We start from the raw sequence: 15,028 nt of genomic DNA, 5'->3' as shown, positions 1-15,028 counted from the left end.
GCCGGTCCCGATCTCCGGTCAGGGTCGTTCGGTCCGGTCGCCGATCTCGCCGCCGTAGACGACGCCGCGTTCGGCGTCGAGGGTGACGGTGTCGCCGGCGGCGAGGTCTGCGAGGTCTGCGCCGCTGACCATCGGAATGTCCATCTCGCGGGCGACCAGCGCCGGATAGCCGGTCATGCCCCGCTCGGCATCGACGATCCCGCCGATGCGGCTCGTATCGCCCTCGAACTCCGCGTCGAACTCGGTCGGCAGCGCGAGGATCGCGCCGTCCGGGACGACGGAAAGGTCGCCGTCCGGCACCCGCGCGATGGGGCCGGTGACCCGGCCCTCGACGACGACGCGGCCGGTCGTCAGCGCCTCGGCGGCGACGTGGACCTTCAGCATGTTCGTCGTGTTCGCACCTTCGAGTTCGGTCATCATCCCACAGAGGACGACGACGGTGTCGCCGCTCTCGGCGATGCCGGCGTCCAAGGCCGCCTGGACGGCCTTCTCGACGACGGCGTCAGCTCCCTGGTCCGAGACCGGCGCGTACAGCGGCGTCACGCCCCACGTCAGCGCGAGCTGGCGGCGGACCGCCTGGCTGGGCGTCGAGGCGACGACCGGCACGCCGGGACGGTACTTCGCGGTTTTCAGCGCCGTATATCCGGACTCGGTCGCGGCGACGACCGCATCCGCGCTGATATCCCGCGCGAGGAATCGAGCCGAGCGCGCCAGGGCGTCGGTCCGCGCCTCGCCCGATCCGGGCACGCGCTGTTCGAGCAACTCGGCGTACTCGTTGGACTCTTCGACCTGACGGACGATGCTGTCCATCGCGTCGACGACGGCGACGGGGTGGTCGCCGACGGCGGTCTCGGCCGAGAGCATGACCGCGTCGGTGCCGTCGAGGACGGCGTTGGCGACGTCAGAGGCCTCCGCGCGGGTCGGTCGGCGCGCGTGGACCATCGAGTCGAGCATCTCCGTGGCCGTGATGACCGGCCGGCCCGCCTCGCGGCACTCCCGGATGATCCGCTTTTGGATCATCGGGACGTCCTCCATCGGACACTCGACGCCTAAGTCCCCGCGCGCGACCATCACGCCGTAGGCGGCGTCGATGATCTCGTCCAAGTTCTCGACGGCGCCCGCGCGTTCGATCTTCGCGATGATCGGGATATCCGCACCCTGCTCTTCGAGGACCTCGCCGACCTCGTAGACGTCCTCGGCGTCCCGGACGAAACTCGCCGCGACGAAGTCGACGTCCTTCTCGGCGGCCAGTTCGAGGTCCTTTCGATCCTTCTCGGTGACGACGTCAAGATCGAGATCGACGCCGGGAACGTTGACGCCCTTTCGGCCGCCGAGTTCGCCGCCGGTGTCGACCCGCGCCCGAATCACGTCACCGTCCTGCTCGAGCACGGTGGTCTCGATCAAGCCGTCATCGAGCAGGATGCGATCACCGGGTTCGACGTCGATCGAGACCGAGAGGCCGACCCGCTCCGGCGTCGCTTCCTCGCCCTCGACGAACTGAATTTCGGAGTCGGTCTCGAGGGATACCGTCTCGCCGTCGGGCAGCGGTGCGGTCCGGATCTCCGGGCCCTTCGTGTCGAGCATGATCGCGACGGGCTCCGTTCGATCCTCGTCGACCGCGCGGACGTGGTCGATCAGTTCGGCTCGGTCCTCCCGGCTGCCGTGACTCGCGTTCAGCCGTGCGACGGACATGCCGGCCGCGGCGAGGTCCCGGATCGTTCCCCGGTCGCTCGACGCCGGCCCCAACGTACAGACGATCTTCGCGTTTCTCATAGCGGGGACTAGCGCGGGCATCGCCTAAAAGATAGGGACTTACTCGCATTCGAGTAGCTATCGCGCTCGCGGCTGGCGCCCCCGTCGTTTGCCACGCGAACCGTTTTCCGCGGATCGCCCCTCGCACCCGATATGCCGACCTACGCAACGCTCGTCGACCTCGCCGACCGCGACGTGCAAAACGCACAGGAGCTCGCGTCGATCTGGGGCGAGATCAGGACGGAGTTCGAAGAGCACGGGGCCACCCTTCGGGACTCCTACGCCGCCCTCGGCGAGCACGATTTCCTCGTGATCTTTGAAACCGATGACAACGAGGCGGCGTTCAAGTCGGCGCTGACGCTTCACCGCCACGGCCTCGAGGGACGGACGATGGAGATCGTCGATACCGACGACTTCGCCGACGTCGTCGACGAGGTCTGACCGCGTCGCTCCCCTCTCTCATCCGTCGGCCGGCCGCTCATCCCGATCAGTCCGTCGAATCCGCCGTCGTCGGATCGGCCGTCTCGGCCGATCGATCGAGCAGCCTAGTGACCCGCTCGCCGCTGACGACTTCGGGAATGACGACCTCGTCGGCGCCGGCCTCCCGCGCGACCGACTCGTAGATCTCCTCGCCGACGCGGACGATGATTTCGGGCGTCGACGCGGCCGTCCCGCTGACGATCGCGATCTGGATGTTGACGTTGGAGTCGTCGATCGCGGCGACGAGTTTCGACGCGCGCTCGAGCCCGGCGTCTCGCAGGACGACGTCGCGCCTGGCGTCGCCAGAGACGAGCAGGTGGCCGTCGGCCCGCACTCGGCGGGCGGTGTCGTCGTCGGTTTCGATGACGACGACGTCCCGCCCGGACTCGGCGAGGTCGTTCGCAATTGTTCGTCCGAACATTCCGTACCCGCAGACGATGACGTGGTCGTCCGTCTCCGTGATCCGTCGTTTCATTGTTGCTCGCGTCACCTCGGTTCGAAGTTGACCCTCGAACGCCGCGGTCAGGACCGTTTCGCCGATCCACAGGCCCGAGAGGACGAGTCCGACCGTCACAAGGACCGCGTAGGCCTTGATCGCGCGTCCCGGCACTTCTCGGCGCTCGACGTACAGTTCGATGCTCGTCAGATCGGCCAGCCAGAACGCCGCCTCGACGAGACCGACGCCGCCGAGAACCGAGAAACCGAGGACGCCGGCGGCGGCGATCGCGACGAAGCTCCCGATCGGCGCCAGCGCTCGCCGCAGGAGCGGTCGACCGACGAGGTGGGACACGAACCCGGGGCGCACGAACGTGTGGGTTGATAGCAATGAACATATAACTACTCGTTGGCGCAAAATCTAGCTGCCACGATCAGCACCAGCGGCGAAAATTCACGCAGTCAGATCCGTTCAGCGGCGATTCCGGTTTTCATCTCCCGGTCGTGACTGCTCGACCGGACGGGATCGGCGTTACCGCACCTTCTCGCCGACCTCGGCGTCCCCGTGAGTCGTCAGCAGGTCCGCCTCCTCGCCGGCCGCGAGGATCATGCCGTTGGACTCGACGCCGAACAGTTCCGCTTTCTCCATGTTCGCGAGCATGACGCACTTCTCGCCCGGCAGCTCGTCGAGATCGTGAAGCTGCTTGATGCCCGCGACGATCTGTCTGGTCTCGAAGCCGATGTCGACTTCGAGGCGCGCCAGGTCGTCGGCGCCGTCGATCCCCTCCGCTTCTTCGATCCGGCCGACGCGGATGTCGAGTTCCTGGAAGTCGTCGAAATTGATGCGCTCGTCGGCGAGCGCCTCGAGGTCGTCGGTGTCTGCCATGCCCGCGGCTTCGTCCGCGGCGGTGTCGTCGCTTTCGGTTTCCGCTTCCTCGTCCTCGTCTTCGTCGTCGCCGGCCGCCGCGACGCGCTCCTCGAGCTTCTCGTTGAGCGCCGCCACGCGGTCGTCCTCGATCTTCGCGAAGAGTTCGCCTGGCTCGTCGAAGTTCCGCGGCGGCGCTTCGAGCGCGTCCTCGAGGTGAGCGTCGGCGATCTCACCCTCCTCGCCGAGTTGCTCCCACAGCCGCTGGGCCTTGTCGGGCGCGATCGGCTCGAGCAGGACGCCGACGGCCTTGGCGATCTGGACGCAGTCGTGGATGACCTGCGCGGCCTCCTCGGGCTCCTCGTCGGTGAGCTTCCAGGGCTCGTTGCGCTGGATGTACTCGTTGCCGAACTGGGCCAACTGGACGGCCGCCTGGCCGACCCCGCGAAGCGAGTAGTCGTTGACGCTCTCGCGGACGTCGCCGATGGCACCCTCGATGCGCTCTTGAACGTCCTCGGAGACGTCGGCAGTGCGAGACTCCGTCTCGCTGGCCTCCGAGTGTAACTCGGAGACCTCGGGGGTGCCCTCGTAGTTGCGGTAGGCAAAGAGCAGCGATCGGTACCAGAAGTTGCCGACGGTGCCGACGAGTTCGCCGTTGACCTTCTCCTGAAAGGCATCCCAGGAGAAGTCGACGTCCTGCTGGAGGCCGCCGGTGGTCGTCAGGTAGTACCGCAGCAGGTCGGGGTGGAACCCTTCGTCCAGGTACTCCTTCGCCCAGATGGCGCGGTTGCGGCTGGTCGAGAGGCCCTTGCCGTTGATCGTGATAAAGCCGGTCGCGGCGATCCCGCGGGGCTTGTTGTAGCCGACGCCCTCGAGCATCGCGGGCCAGAAGATGGTGTGGTGCTGGATGATGTCGCGGCCGATGACGTGGACGATCTCGCCGTCGCCCTTCCAGACCTGTTCCCAGTCGTACTCGTCGTCGCCGACGCGCTCGGAGTACTGCTTGGTCGAGGCGACGTACTCGATCGGCGCGTCGACCCAGACGTAGAGGACGAGGTCCTCGCCGTCCGCGCCGGGGTAGTCGATCCCCCAGTCCATGTCCCGGGTGATACACCAGTCCTGCAGGCCGTCCTCGATCCACTGGCGGGGCTGGTTGCGCGCGTTCGAGGTGCCCTCGAGGCCGTCCAAGAACTCGGTGAGGAAGTCGGCGAACTCGGAGACCTCGAAGAACTTGTGGGTGCGTTCGCGGTACTCCGCGGGATTACCCGTGATCGTGCTCGTCGGATCCTCGACCTCGCCGGGCTCTAAGTGGCGCTGACAGCCCTCGTCGCACTCGTCGCCGCGGGCCTTCGCGCCGCAGTAGGGACAGGTCCCCTCGACGTAGCGGTCGGGGAGGTACTGGTCGGCGTCGGGGTCGTAGGCGACCTGGATCTCCTTCTCGTAGATGTAGCCCTCCTCGTCGAGTTCCCGGACGATCTCCTGGGTCAGTTCGGTGTTGGTCTCGTCGTGAGTGTGACCGTAGTTGTCGAACTCGACGTTGAACTGGGGGAACGTCTCCTCGTACTGTTCGTGCCACTCCAGGGCGAAGTCTTCCGGATCGACGCCCTCCTGTTCGGCGTTGACGGCGACGGGGGTACCGTGCATGTCCGACCCGCTGACGTAGGCCGTTTCCTGGCCGAGCGTCCGGAGCGTGCGGGTGAACGCGTCCGCGCCGATGTACCCCCGCAGGTGACCGATGTGCAGGTCCCCGTTCGCGTAGGGGAGCCCGCAGGTCACGACCGCGGGACGGTCCGTCGGAAAGTCGTCGTTGCTCATGCTCGTCACGTCGGGCCCGTGGGCGTAAAACCCGCCGGTTTCGATCGCTGAATCCGTTCCCGTCCGCGGTTCGCTGCGGCCGGTTGCATCGCCGACGTGATCGCGTTCCGACTCGATTCAATACTGCTCGAGCGGTGCTACGTATCGCCACGCGGTCGGCCGTCCGTCAGCCGGGTAGGCCAGCCGGTACGGGATGCGTATCGACGATCGACCGCTATCGGTGGGCCTTTCGGCGGCTACGACGGCGCCGAAGAGAAACGGACCGCGATCAGACCGCGTACCCTTCGTTTCGCAGCGCGAGTTCGACCGCTTGATCGAACCGCTCTCGAAGCTCCGGTTCGAACCGTTCGACGCGCTCGTCGGATTCGGTTAGTTCGAGCCGACGTTCGTCGCCGTCGCCATCGCCGTCGATACGGCGGTACGTCTCGGTGAATTTCCGGCTGTCGTTTCCGTAAACGGTTACGGAGACCTCGTCCGAACCCGGTTCGTCCCCGTTCGACGCGTCCGCCCCGCCGCTCACTTTCACTCGCTCGAAATCGGTGAGGTTCGTGCTGAGCCCGCCGATCGCGAGTTTCTGTTCGAGCGATTCGCGGTCCCATTCGCGTCGCTCGCCCGTTTCCCGATCCGCCCCGATGATCGTTTCCGGGCCGATCGTTTCGACGGTCCACTTTCTGAGCGACTCGGACGCGAGTTCGTCCGGCGTTCGTGAACGAATATCCCCTTCCTGGACCGTGTCCCCCTCTTCGACGCGGATATAACGCGGATTCGAGGCGGAGACGTCGACGAAAATCTCGCCGGACTCGGTGCTAACGAGCGTTTCCACGCCTTCGATACTGCGTGAAACCATGTTCCGAGCCCTGTCGTTGCTCATGATTTGTCACCACACTCGCACTCGGATGCAGGCCTATCTAAGGGTGCTGCAGGCACTGTCTAGATGCATATTTCACGGTCGTCGTCGGTAGCGCGGAATTCTACCCGACTGGGCAATTATCGGGGCAGGAGGATTGCGTTCGCGTACGATAACCGGACGGCAACGCCGATCCGTTCGTCCGGGGCCGTCGCTACCGACGACACGACGCGTCCGGTCAGTCGTCGCTCGCCACCGGAACGCTCGCACGCACCTCGAGCCGGTCGAGATCGCCGACGAACGACGCCAGCATCTCGCGGGTGACGTGGGGCATACAGACGATCCGGAGCTCGTCGGTCGCGGTCCGGGAGATCCGCCACCCCTTCGCTCGGAGGGCGTCGAACGTCGACCGCGGAACGTCGGCCGCGACCAGCGGCAGCGTCGGCTCGGCGACCTGGTAGCCCCGCTTCTCTAAGGCGTCGGCGAGCCACTCGGCGTTGTTCTGCGAGCGGACGTACTGCCGGCGGTAGCCGCCTGGCCACAGCTCCTCCATCGCGGCGACGGCGCTGGCGACGCCGGCCCCCGATCGGGTCCCGGTCAGCGTCGCCTGGCTCGTCGACTCGAGGTAGGGGGTGTCGACGGCGAGTTCGTCCAGCAGGTCCGCCGAGCGCACGAGCAGGCCCCCCGCGGGGACGGCGGCCTGGCCCATCTTGTGCGGGTCGATCGCCATCGTATCGACGGGGGCGTGCTCGAAGTTCCACTCGTAGTCGGTAAAGGGGAGCACGAAGCCGCCCCAGGCGGCGTCGACGTGAAGCGTGGCGTCGACCGAGCGGGCGATCTCGCCGAGTTCGGGTATCGGGTCGACGCGGCCGTACTCGGTCGTGCCCGCGACGCCGATCACCGCGGCGGTGTCGTCGTCGACGGCGGCGCGGACGGCATCGAGGTCGGCCCGGTACCGGTCGTCGGTCGGGACGATGCGGAGTTCGACGCCGAGTAGGTCGGCGGCCTTCTGGAAGCTGAAGTGGCCCGACTCGGGCATGACGACGTTCGGCGTGCGGGCGTCGGCCCGCTCGCGGGCGATCCGGACGGCCTGGATGTTGGCCTCCGTGCCGCCACTGGTGATGTAGCCCGACGGGTTCGCCAGGCCCGCGATTTCGCCCATCAGTTCGATGGCGTCGTCTTCGAGGGCCGCGACGTTCGGATAGGTGCCGGGGTCGCCGGGGTTCGTCGCGAGAAACCGCTCGGCCGCGTCGCGCGCCGCCGGGTGAGGGTCCGTACACATCGAGGAGAGAACCCGGTCGAACGCTTGCGGCTCGGCTTGCATATCACGTATGTGAACGGATGTCTGGTTATAAATATTGCGAGGTGGGCGCAATCGCGGTCGGCACGCGTCGCCCCGTGCCTGACCCGAATCGTCCCCGGTATCGAACGGGGCCGCGATAGCGCCGGCCAGCGCAGGTACCGAACGACGGCGTAGAAGAATTGATAAACCGTCGATTGAAATCCCCGCTAATGATTTCGACAGTCCCTCGCGCCGTCGAGCACGGGGGAACCGTCGTCGGCGCGGTCGTCCTGCTCGTCTTCGGACTCACGCAGGGTCGAGAGATCCAGCGGATCACGGTCGACTTCCTCGTCGTGACTGTCCAGGTTATCTTCCTCGAAGCGCTGTCGGCGATGGCGGTGTTTACGTGCTTCGTGGCGATCACCGGGCTGTTGCTGGCCCGCGAGGTGTGGTCGTCGCGGGACGCCATCGAGTCGGTCATCGACGGCCCACGGCTGACGGCGATCGTTCCGGTCTACCGCGATCACGTGGTAATGGCCGAGAGCGTCGAATCCCTCTGTGAAAGTGCGTACGAGAACCTCGAGATCGTCGTCGTCGCCGAACCCAACGACGGCCCGACGCTGGACCGCGCCCGCGAACTCGCGGCCGAACGCGACCGAGTGACGTGTCTCGTCAACGGCGAACCCGGGTCCAAGGCGGGCGCGATCAACTACGCCGTCCGCGAGCGCGATGCCGAGTACATCGCGGTGTTCGACGCCGACGAGCGGATCACGCCCGAGTTCCTGCCGCGAGCGATGGGCGCGCTGCTCGACGGCACAGACGTTTTCCAGGGTCGCCGGATCCCGCGGCCGACCGGCCCCGTCGAGACGGTCGCCTACTGCGAACGGGTCGTCTTCCATGCAAGCTACAAACTGGTCGAACTCTTCGATTTCACCAACTGCCGCAGCTCCTCGACGGTTCTCACCCGCGAGGCCTTCGAGCGCGTCGGCGGCTACGACGACATGCTCACCGAGGACCTCGACTTCGCCCACGCCTGCTACCGCGAGGGACTGACCGTCCGCCAGGCCCGCCAGTGTACGAACACGATGGAAGCGCCGCACACCTTGGCCGACCTCTGGGGCCAGCGTAAGCGCTGGCGCGTCGGCCAGATCGAAGTCCTGCACGCGACCGTCGGCGACCTTCTCCGCGGCGAGATCGACCGCCGCGGCCTCGTCTCGATCGGCCGGATGTGCTCGAGTCTCTTCGGCAGCCTGTTCACCCTCGCGCTCACCTCGAAGCTCCTCCTGTTGCTCGTTCTGGACGTCGAATCGGCGTTCCTCCTGCCGTTCACCGCCCTGGTCGCGACCATCGGCCTGGTCGCCTGGCGCGATACCCGCGACGGTCGGATTGACGGCCTCAGCTGGACGGTCGTCCTGGCGCCGCTGCTCTACCCCGCGTTCGGGATCCTGACGCTCAAGTCGCTGCTCGAGTACGGCCTCAGCTGGGACGGGGCCTGGTACCGGGTCGAGAAGACGGGCTCGTAAACTCGGACGGTCGAATCCGTTCTCGGGAGTTTTTGCGCGATCGTTCGATCGGACGATGGCACGTCGGTGACCGGAATGGCGCCGCTAAACGGAAAGCGTGCCTTCAAGTCCGCCGCCGCGCAACGTCGAGCCATATCTATGAACCCAGGCGACCGCATCCGCGTCGATCGCGCGGACCGCACGTACGAAGGCGTGTTGCTCCCCTCGAGCACGGACGATCACCTCGTGGTGAAACTCGAGGGCGGCTACAACGTCGGCGTCGACCGGGAGGGGGCCGACGTGGAAGTCCTCGCGGAGGACGTCTACGAGATCGACGGGGCCGACGCCGCGGGCGACGAGGGCGCCGCCTCGGAGATCGAGTTCGACGACGACCTGCCGACGATCTCGCTGATCTCGACCGGCGGGACGATCGCCTCGACGGTCGACTACCGCACCGGCGCCGTCACGGCGCAGTTCGACGCCGAAGACGTCCTGCGCGCGGTGCCGGACCTGGCGGGCCGCGCGAACTACCGCGGCCGCGTCGTCGCCAACATCCTCTCGGAGAACATGGAGCCGCCGATCTGGCGGGACCTCGCGCAGGCCGTCTACGAGGAGATCGAGGCCGGCGCCGACGGCGTCGTCGTCATGCACGGCACGGACACGATGCAGTACTCGGCCTCGACGCTCGCGTTCATGCTCGAGACGCCGGTGCCGATCGTCTTCACCGGCTCGCAGCGCTCGGCCGACCGGCCGTCCTCGGACAACGTCATGAACGCCGTCTCGGCCGTCGAGGCCGCCAAGAGCGACTGCGCGGAGGTGCTCGTCTGCATGCACGCTACCGAGTCCGACGACGTCTGCGCACTCCACCGGGGCACGCGCGTGCGGAAGAACCACACCTCCCGCCGGGACGCCTTCGAGACCGTCGGCGCGGAGCCGCTGGGTACCGTCGACTACGAGACGAGCGAGGCCGATGCGGCCTCGGATAGTCAAGCGGCGTCGAGCCGCGAGACCGTGGCGATCGAGTTCCGCCGCGACTACCGGCAGCGGGGCGAGACCGACCTGGTCGTCGAACCGGAGCTCGAGGACGACGTCGAACTCCTCAAGTTCACGCCCGGGATGGATCCGCAGTTCCTCGACGTCGTCGAGGGCGCCGCAGGCCTGGTCATCGAGGGCACCGGTCTCGGGCACGTCCACACGGACCTCATCCCGCGGATCGAGGAACTGATCGAGGACGGCACGACGGTCGTCATGACCAGCCAGTGTCTCGAAGGGCGGGTCTGCGACCGGGTCTACGACACCGGTCGCGACCTGCTCGAGGCCGGCGTCGTCGAGGCCGGCGACACCCTCCCCGGCACCGCGAAGGTCAAACTCATGTGGGCGCTCGAGCACGCCGACGACGTCGAAGAGGCCATGAGCACCTCGCTGGCCGGCGAGATTCAGGAGCGGTCGGTTCCCTGGGAGTAGAGAGACCTAGCGATAGGGACGCCGCCGAGCGACGAAATCGGCGACGCGTTCCGCGGCGTGTACTTCTTTCTCGGCTGACCGCGTGAGTACCGCGTAATGACGGACTCGGATTCCGCCCTCGAGATACGACGCGCGACCCACGACGACTACGAGGCCGTCGCCGACTTCACCGGCGAGATCTGGCCCGACCGCGGCGGCGACTACATCCCGCGGATCTACCACGACTGGCTCGAGGACGAGCCCGGGCAGGGGAAGAAGACCTTCCTCGCCGAAATCGACGGCCAGGCGGCTGGCATCGTGCAGGCGGTCATGCTCTCGCCCGACGAGGCCTGGTTCCAGGGCATGCGCGTCGCGGCCGACTACCGCCGGCGGGGCGTGAGCCAGCGGCTGAACGAGGCGACCTTCGAGTGGGCCCGCGAACAGGGCGCGACCGTCGGTCGGGTGATGATCTTCTCGTGGAACGCGGCCTCGCTCGGCGCCGCGCGGGCGAGCGACCTCGAGCCGATCACCGAGTTCCGGTTTGCGCATCCGGCACCCGATCCGGACGCCGAGGGGCCGTCTCGAGTCTCGAACGATCCCGCAGCCGCCTGGCGCTACTGGACTCACAGCGACGCGCGCGGACACCTGGCCGGCCTCGGCCTCGCCCCAGAGGAGTCGTGGGCCGTCCGGGAGCTCACGCGCGAGGACTTCGAGCGCCTGGCCGACGAGACGGCAGTCTTCGCCGTCGACGGAGAGCACGGCCTGGCGGGGGCGGCCTACCGGTCGCGGACGTACGACCAGGCGGTCGAGGACGATTCCAACGGCGCGACAGCGGCGAAAACGGAGACCGAGACCTGGGCCGAGTACGGCGTCGGCGCCTGGGACGACGTCGACGCCGCCCGATCGCTGTTCGCGGCGATCGCACGGGACGCCGCCGATTGCGGCGCCGATAAGACGCGGGTCCTGATCCCCGAGACCCCCCGCGCGGTCAGCGACGCCTCCTACGCGGGCGCCGAAATCGCGGAGGAACCGGACTTCGTGCTCGGGGTCGATCTGACGGCCGACTGATCGACGGTTGGTCGAGCGACGGTCGGTCGCTGTCACATGACCGTACCGCGGATTGCGGCCGCTCCCCCGCCCTCTCGGTGTCGGTATCCCTATCGCGCGCCGCCGCTGACCGGCGGGAACAGCGCCAGTTCGTCTCCTTCTTCGAGTTCCGTCGCCAACCCCTCCTCCTCGACGAGGACGTTCGTTCCGTTCCGAAGCACGTTGATCTGCGAGCGCAACTCGCCGTCGTCGTCGAGCACGCGTTCCTCCAGTTCGGGCGCCTCCGCGAGCAGCGCGTCAAACGCGTCGCCGACGGTATCGCCGGCTCCGGGGTCGACGGTCCAGTGTTTGTCACCGGCGCGTTCGGCGAGATCGGCGAACAGTTTCCACTCCGTTGGCATACCTGGCGCTATCGGTGCCGAAGGCAAGTAGCTACCGCTCCCGCGGTTGTTCGGGTTCTCGATCCCGGTTTCGGTCCCGGTCGGCGGACGAATACTTGTCTGCGCGGCCGTCCCCGTCCCTGTCCCCGGCGCCGTCCGATTCCGAATCCGGCGCCGGCGCGCGGTCTCCGTCGGGCGCCCGGTTCCGTTCCCGACCTCGGTCGAGGATCCGTTCGGTCACCCGCCGCAGCGCGTCCGGCCGGCCGAGCACGTAGGCGACGTCACCGGCCGCGAGTCGGACGTCGCCGGCCGGCAGCGCCAGCGAGTCGTCGCCGTCGTCGCTCGCGGCTCCGCTCTCGCCGCCGCGCTCGAGCGCCACTACCAGTACCGGCAGCGCATCGATCGGCAGCCCCGCGAGCGGGTCGTCCGAGCCGACGGTGACGGTCGTCACCGTCTCGTCGACCGTCCGGAGCAGGGAGACCAGGTCCCGCTCGGCGTCGGGGCTGCCGGGTAGCGTCACGAGCCGGTACTCCCGCTCGGGGTCGAGATCGCGGGCGTCCTCGGCGTCGAGGGCCACAGTCGCGACGTCGGCAGCGGTCCCGCGCAGTTCGCCGCCGGCAACCCGCCTGGCGGTTCCGCCGCCGCTCCCGTCACCCTCGCCGTCGCGGGTCCAGATCTGGACCGCGTCGCCGGGGCTGGCGTCGGCCGCGGGGTCGGCCTCCAGCGCGACGGCGACCGTCCCCGGCGCGAGCGTCGGCCCGATCCCCGCGGGGCGGCTCCCGACTGCGAAGTAATCGACCGTTCCGTCGGCCGCGAGGTCGACGTCGACGTGGCCGACCCCGAAGTCGCGCTCGAGGCGGGCGACCAGGCGCTCGCGCAGTTCGTCGCCGGCGAGCCGGCGGGGGAAGAGGAGCGTCTGGCCCGCGAGTTCCTCCTTCACCGCGTCGTCGACCGGGTCGTAGCCGTCGATGTCGCCGATTTGGTCGGGCAGTTCGACGGCGACGACGCGGCCGGCCGAGCGGACGAGCTGGCCGACCTCGGCGATCGACCGCGGCGAGGCGACCGCGAACACGTCCCGCGCGAGGTAATTGCCGAGCCGTCGGCCGCCGTCGGCGGCAACCGCGCTGGCGACGAATGCGGCGACGGTGTAGACCGCGGTTCCCGGTTCGGTCAGACCCGTGTCGCCGATGATCGCCTCCTGGAGCGCGGTCTGGGTGTTCAGCCAGAGCGCGACGATCGTAACGCCGGCGAGGACCGCGACGCCCTCGGGGATCTCGGTCCCGCTGTACCAGCGGTAGGTGAAAGCCGCGCCGGCCGCGGTCCCGGCCGCGAGCAGTGCGAAGCCGAGGATCCCGACGAGCGCCTCCAGCAGCGTCTCGGTCGAGACGATCCCGTCGAGAGTGACCTGGGCGAGGGCGGGATCTACCACCGGGACGCACCTCCGATGCCGGACCGAACGCGGGCGCGATCGGCGTCGACGGCCACGGCTCGCCTCATCGCGCGGTTCCCTCCGCGAACGCCTCGACGGCTTCCTCGGGCCCCGCGACGAACGCTTCGTCGCCGGCCTCGAGCCGCCGTTCGATTCCCGGGGCGAACACCCAGCCGTGGCGGCGCCCGCTCGTCTCGCTGCCCTGCCGTCGCACCGCGAGGATCGTCACGTCCGCGTCCGGGACGGTCCGCTCGGTGTCGGTGTCGGTCTCAGCGATCGCGTCGATCCCGCCGCTCGAACCGACCGTGAGCCGACGGACGGCGTCCCCCTCGCGCTTGATCAGGGCGAACGCCTCGAACTCGCGGCTCGTTCCCCGCGAGCGCACGACGAGCTGCGGCGACTCGGCCTCGAGGATCGGCTTGACGTCCCGGCGCGCGACGGCGACGGTCACGCGACCCGGCCCGCCGGCGGTGGTCCCGTTCGATGTCGCCGCGGGGGCCGCGGTCGCGGGCTCGGCGTCCTCGCCGCCGTCGGTCGCCACCTCGTCGACCGGCGCTTCGGTAGCGGCGGCCTCGGCGCGTTCGTCGTCGAGTTCGGTCCGGGCGCCCAGCACCGTCCCGGCGATCGATCGCTCGCCGATCCGAACTTTCACCTCGTCACCGCGGGCGAGCCCCGTCGGGATCAGGGTCGCGATCGAGACGGCGCGCTTGCCCGCCTCGATCCGCCCCGAGAGCGTCCCCGACGGCGGCGCGGCCGCGATCGTCGCCCGCGCCCGTTCGTCGATCGTCACGTCGACGTCCGTCAGGTCGTGGTCCGTCCGGAGCCGCTCCTCGAGTCGCGACTCGAGTTCCGAGAGCGGGAGATCGGCGGGCAGTCGCCAGGACCCGATCTTGAGCGCACCACGGAGCTCGGGTGACAACGGCGGATAACCCTCCATGTCACGGATCTCGCCGGTCGGTCTGACGGTGACCTGGCCGACCGAGCCGACGAGTTCGACGACGTCGGCCGAGAGCGTCCGCTGGCGCAGCGAGGTCAGCGAGAGCCGACGGGGGAGTTCGGCCCCGAGCTTGTCGCCCTGATTGTGGGCGTAGAGCGCGAGCATGAGCACGATCAGCACGGCGACCAGCAGCCGCGGGGATTGGGCGATGGTGGGCTCGACGAGACCGAGCAGCCCGCCCTGGACGCTGGCGATCGACAGCGCGAGGACGACGACGCCGAACCCGGGGAGCGTGACCCCGGTGAAGTACCGCACGAGGAAGCCGAGCGAGCCGGCGACGAACGCGGGCACGATGCCGGTCAGCAGCCCGAGGTAGATGCCGAGCAGCACTTCGACCGGAAGGGATGGCATTGTCGGTCCGGTGGGCCGGGATCGTTAAAGATTCACCGTCGGCAGCGAGCGGAGATCGGCCGCCGAGACGGCTCGGTGGGTTCGAGACGGAATACGCGGGATACGGGTTTTTGCGCGCTCGCACCGTACGACATCCATGGGCGTCACGATCCAGTACTACGATCTGGTCCTCCTCGGGATTCTGGTCAGCCTGCTGCTCGGGGTCGTCGTCAGCTACGTCACGGGGCTGTCGACGGCGCTCACCGTGCCCGCGGCGGCGGTCCTCGGGATCGCGCTGATCTATCACACGCTGTTTCTCAGGGGGCCGGTAAACTCGACTGAAGACCTGAGCGAAGAGGCCCGCGAGATCGACCTGCCGAAGTGAGCCGCCGCTCGCGGGTCCGGCCCGACCGCCGCCCGGCTC

General features: G+C 68.4%; 13 protein-coding genes. 5 read left to right on the top strand and 8 right to left on the bottom strand.

What is annotated here, in order from left to right:
- Nucleotides 1–18: 18 nt before the first annotated feature.
- Nucleotides 19–1,773, bottom strand: a complete 1,755-nt coding sequence (pyk, locus tag BMY29_RS14770; RefSeq protein WP_049989671.1) for a pyruvate kinase — start codon at nt 1,771–1,773, stop codon at nt 19–21.
- Nucleotides 1,774–1,905: 132 nt separating this feature from the next.
- Between pyk and BMY29_RS14765 the strand changes: the two genes are divergently transcribed.
- Nucleotides 1,906–2,193 carry a GYD domain-containing protein gene (locus tag BMY29_RS14765; RefSeq protein ID WP_049989670.1) on the top strand — a complete coding sequence of 96 codons (288 nt, stop codon included), beginning with the start codon at nt 1,906–1,908 and terminating at the stop codon, nt 2,191–2,193.
- 46 nt (nt 2,194–2,239) lie between these two features.
- Here the strand turns inward: BMY29_RS14765 and BMY29_RS14760 are convergent, their stop codons facing one another.
- From BMY29_RS14760 to mfnA, 4 genes are all read right to left on the bottom strand, one after another.
- A complete protein-coding gene (locus BMY29_RS14760; protein WP_049989669.1) occupies nt 2,240–3,037 on the bottom strand; it encodes a potassium channel family protein in 798 nt (265 codons plus the stop codon).
- Between the two features lie 162 nt (nt 3,038–3,199).
- Nucleotides 3,200–5,347 (bottom strand): methionine--tRNA ligase, encoded by a 2,148-nt coding sequence (gene metG, locus BMY29_RS14755; protein ID WP_049989765.1) that lies wholly within the window; start codon nt 5,345–5,347, stop codon nt 3,200–3,202.
- A 268-nt stretch (nt 5,348–5,615) separates the two neighbouring features.
- On the bottom strand, nt 5,616–6,218 hold the full coding sequence (locus tag BMY29_RS14750) for a hypothetical protein (RefSeq protein ID WP_049989668.1): 603 nt from the start codon (nt 6,216–6,218) through the stop codon (nt 5,616–5,618).
- Between the two features lie 214 nt (nt 6,219–6,432).
- Nucleotides 6,433–7,518, bottom strand: coding sequence for a tyrosine decarboxylase MfnA (gene mfnA, locus BMY29_RS14745; RefSeq protein ID WP_049989667.1), 1,086 nt, complete (start codon nt 7,516–7,518; stop codon nt 6,433–6,435).
- Nucleotides 7,519–7,706: 188 nt separating this feature from the next.
- Here mfnA and BMY29_RS14740 point away from each other — a divergent pair, with 188 nt between their 5' ends.
- The 3 genes from BMY29_RS14740 to BMY29_RS14730 all read left to right on the top strand — a co-directional run bounded on the left by BMY29_RS14740 (nt 7,707) and on the right by BMY29_RS14730 (nt 11,489).
- Nucleotides 7,707–8,999: a glycosyltransferase family 2 protein gene (locus BMY29_RS14740; RefSeq protein ID WP_049989666.1), complete on the top strand. Its 1,293-nt coding sequence runs from the start codon at nt 7,707–7,709 to the stop codon at nt 8,997–8,999.
- A gap of 138 nt (nt 9,000–9,137) precedes the next feature.
- Entirely contained in the window at nt 9,138–10,442 is a 1,305-nt protein-coding gene (gene gatD, locus BMY29_RS14735; RefSeq protein ID WP_049989665.1) for a Glu-tRNA(Gln) amidotransferase subunit GatD, read from the top strand.
- A gap of 96 nt (nt 10,443–10,538) precedes the next feature.
- Nucleotides 10,539–11,489: a GNAT family N-acetyltransferase gene (locus BMY29_RS14730; RefSeq protein WP_049989664.1), complete on the top strand. Its 951-nt coding sequence runs from the start codon at nt 10,539–10,541 to the stop codon at nt 11,487–11,489.
- Between the two features lie 89 nt (nt 11,490–11,578).
- On the opposite strand, the gene BMY29_RS14725 is transcribed toward BMY29_RS14730, so the two are convergent.
- The 3 genes from BMY29_RS14725 to BMY29_RS14715 form a co-directional block, all read right to left on the bottom strand.
- Nucleotides 11,579–11,869: a ubiquitin-like small modifier protein 1 gene (locus BMY29_RS14725; protein WP_049989663.1), complete on the bottom strand. Its 291-nt coding sequence runs from the start codon at nt 11,867–11,869 to the stop codon at nt 11,579–11,581.
- 31 nt (nt 11,870–11,900) lie between these two features.
- Nucleotides 11,901–13,277: a DUF8167 domain-containing protein gene (locus BMY29_RS14720; RefSeq protein WP_049989662.1), complete on the bottom strand. Its 1,377-nt coding sequence runs from the start codon at nt 13,275–13,277 to the stop codon at nt 11,901–11,903.
- 64 nt (nt 13,278–13,341) lie between these two features.
- Nucleotides 13,342–14,625 (bottom strand): DUF8167 domain-containing protein, encoded by a 1,284-nt coding sequence (locus BMY29_RS14715; protein ID WP_049989661.1) that lies wholly within the window; start codon nt 14,623–14,625, stop codon nt 13,342–13,344.
- Nucleotides 14,626–14,761: 136 nt separating this feature from the next.
- Here BMY29_RS14715 and BMY29_RS14710 point away from each other — a divergent pair, with 136 nt between their 5' ends.
- A complete protein-coding gene (locus BMY29_RS14710; RefSeq protein WP_049989660.1) occupies nt 14,762–14,989 on the top strand; it encodes a DUF8015 family protein in 228 nt (75 codons plus the stop codon).
- Nucleotides 14,990–15,028 lie beyond the last annotated feature (39 nt).

Origin of the sequence: Natrinema salifodinae (genome assembly GCF_900110455.1) — an archaeon.
Taxonomy (GTDB): Archaea; Halobacteriota; Halobacteria; order Halobacteriales; family Natrialbaceae; genus Natrinema; species Natrinema salifodinae.
Note: the sequence above shows the minus strand (reverse complement) of the source record. Positions and strands in the feature narration are given on the sequence as shown.

Bases quoted from the DNA above. Each gene is read 5' to 3' on its own strand.
- BMY29_RS14715 (WP_049989661.1), bottom strand. From the start codon at position 14,625: ATGCCATCCCTTCCGGTCGAAGTGCTGCTCGGCATCTACCTCGGGCTG.
- BMY29_RS14750 (WP_049989668.1), bottom strand. From the start codon at position 6,218: ATGAGCAACGACAGGGCTCGGAACATGGTTTCACGCAGTATCGAAGGC.
- pyk (WP_049989671.1), bottom strand. From the start codon at position 1,773: ATGAGAAACGCGAAGATCGTCTGTACGTTGGGGCCGGCGTCGAGCGAC.
- metG (WP_049989765.1), bottom strand. From the start codon at position 5,347: ATGAGCAACGACGACTTTCCGACGGACCGTCCCGCGGTCGTGACCTGC.
- BMY29_RS14710 (WP_049989660.1), top strand. From the start codon at position 14,762: ATGGGCGTCACGATCCAGTACTACGATCTGGTCCTCCTCGGGATTCTG.
- BMY29_RS14725 (WP_049989663.1), bottom strand. From the start codon at position 11,869: ATGCCAACGGAGTGGAAACTGTTCGCCGATCTCGCCGAACGCGCCGGT.
- BMY29_RS14730 (WP_049989664.1), top strand. From the start codon at position 10,539: ATGACGGACTCGGATTCCGCCCTCGAGATACGACGCGCGACCCACGAC.
- BMY29_RS14765 (WP_049989670.1), top strand. From the start codon at position 1,906: ATGCCGACCTACGCAACGCTCGTCGACCTCGCCGACCGCGACGTGCAA.
- BMY29_RS14740 (WP_049989666.1), top strand. From the start codon at position 7,707: ATGATTTCGACAGTCCCTCGCGCCGTCGAGCACGGGGGAACCGTCGTC.
- mfnA (WP_049989667.1), bottom strand. From the start codon at position 7,518: ATGCAAGCCGAGCCGCAAGCGTTCGACCGGGTTCTCTCCTCGATGTGT.
- gatD (WP_049989665.1), top strand. From the start codon at position 9,138: ATGAACCCAGGCGACCGCATCCGCGTCGATCGCGCGGACCGCACGTAC.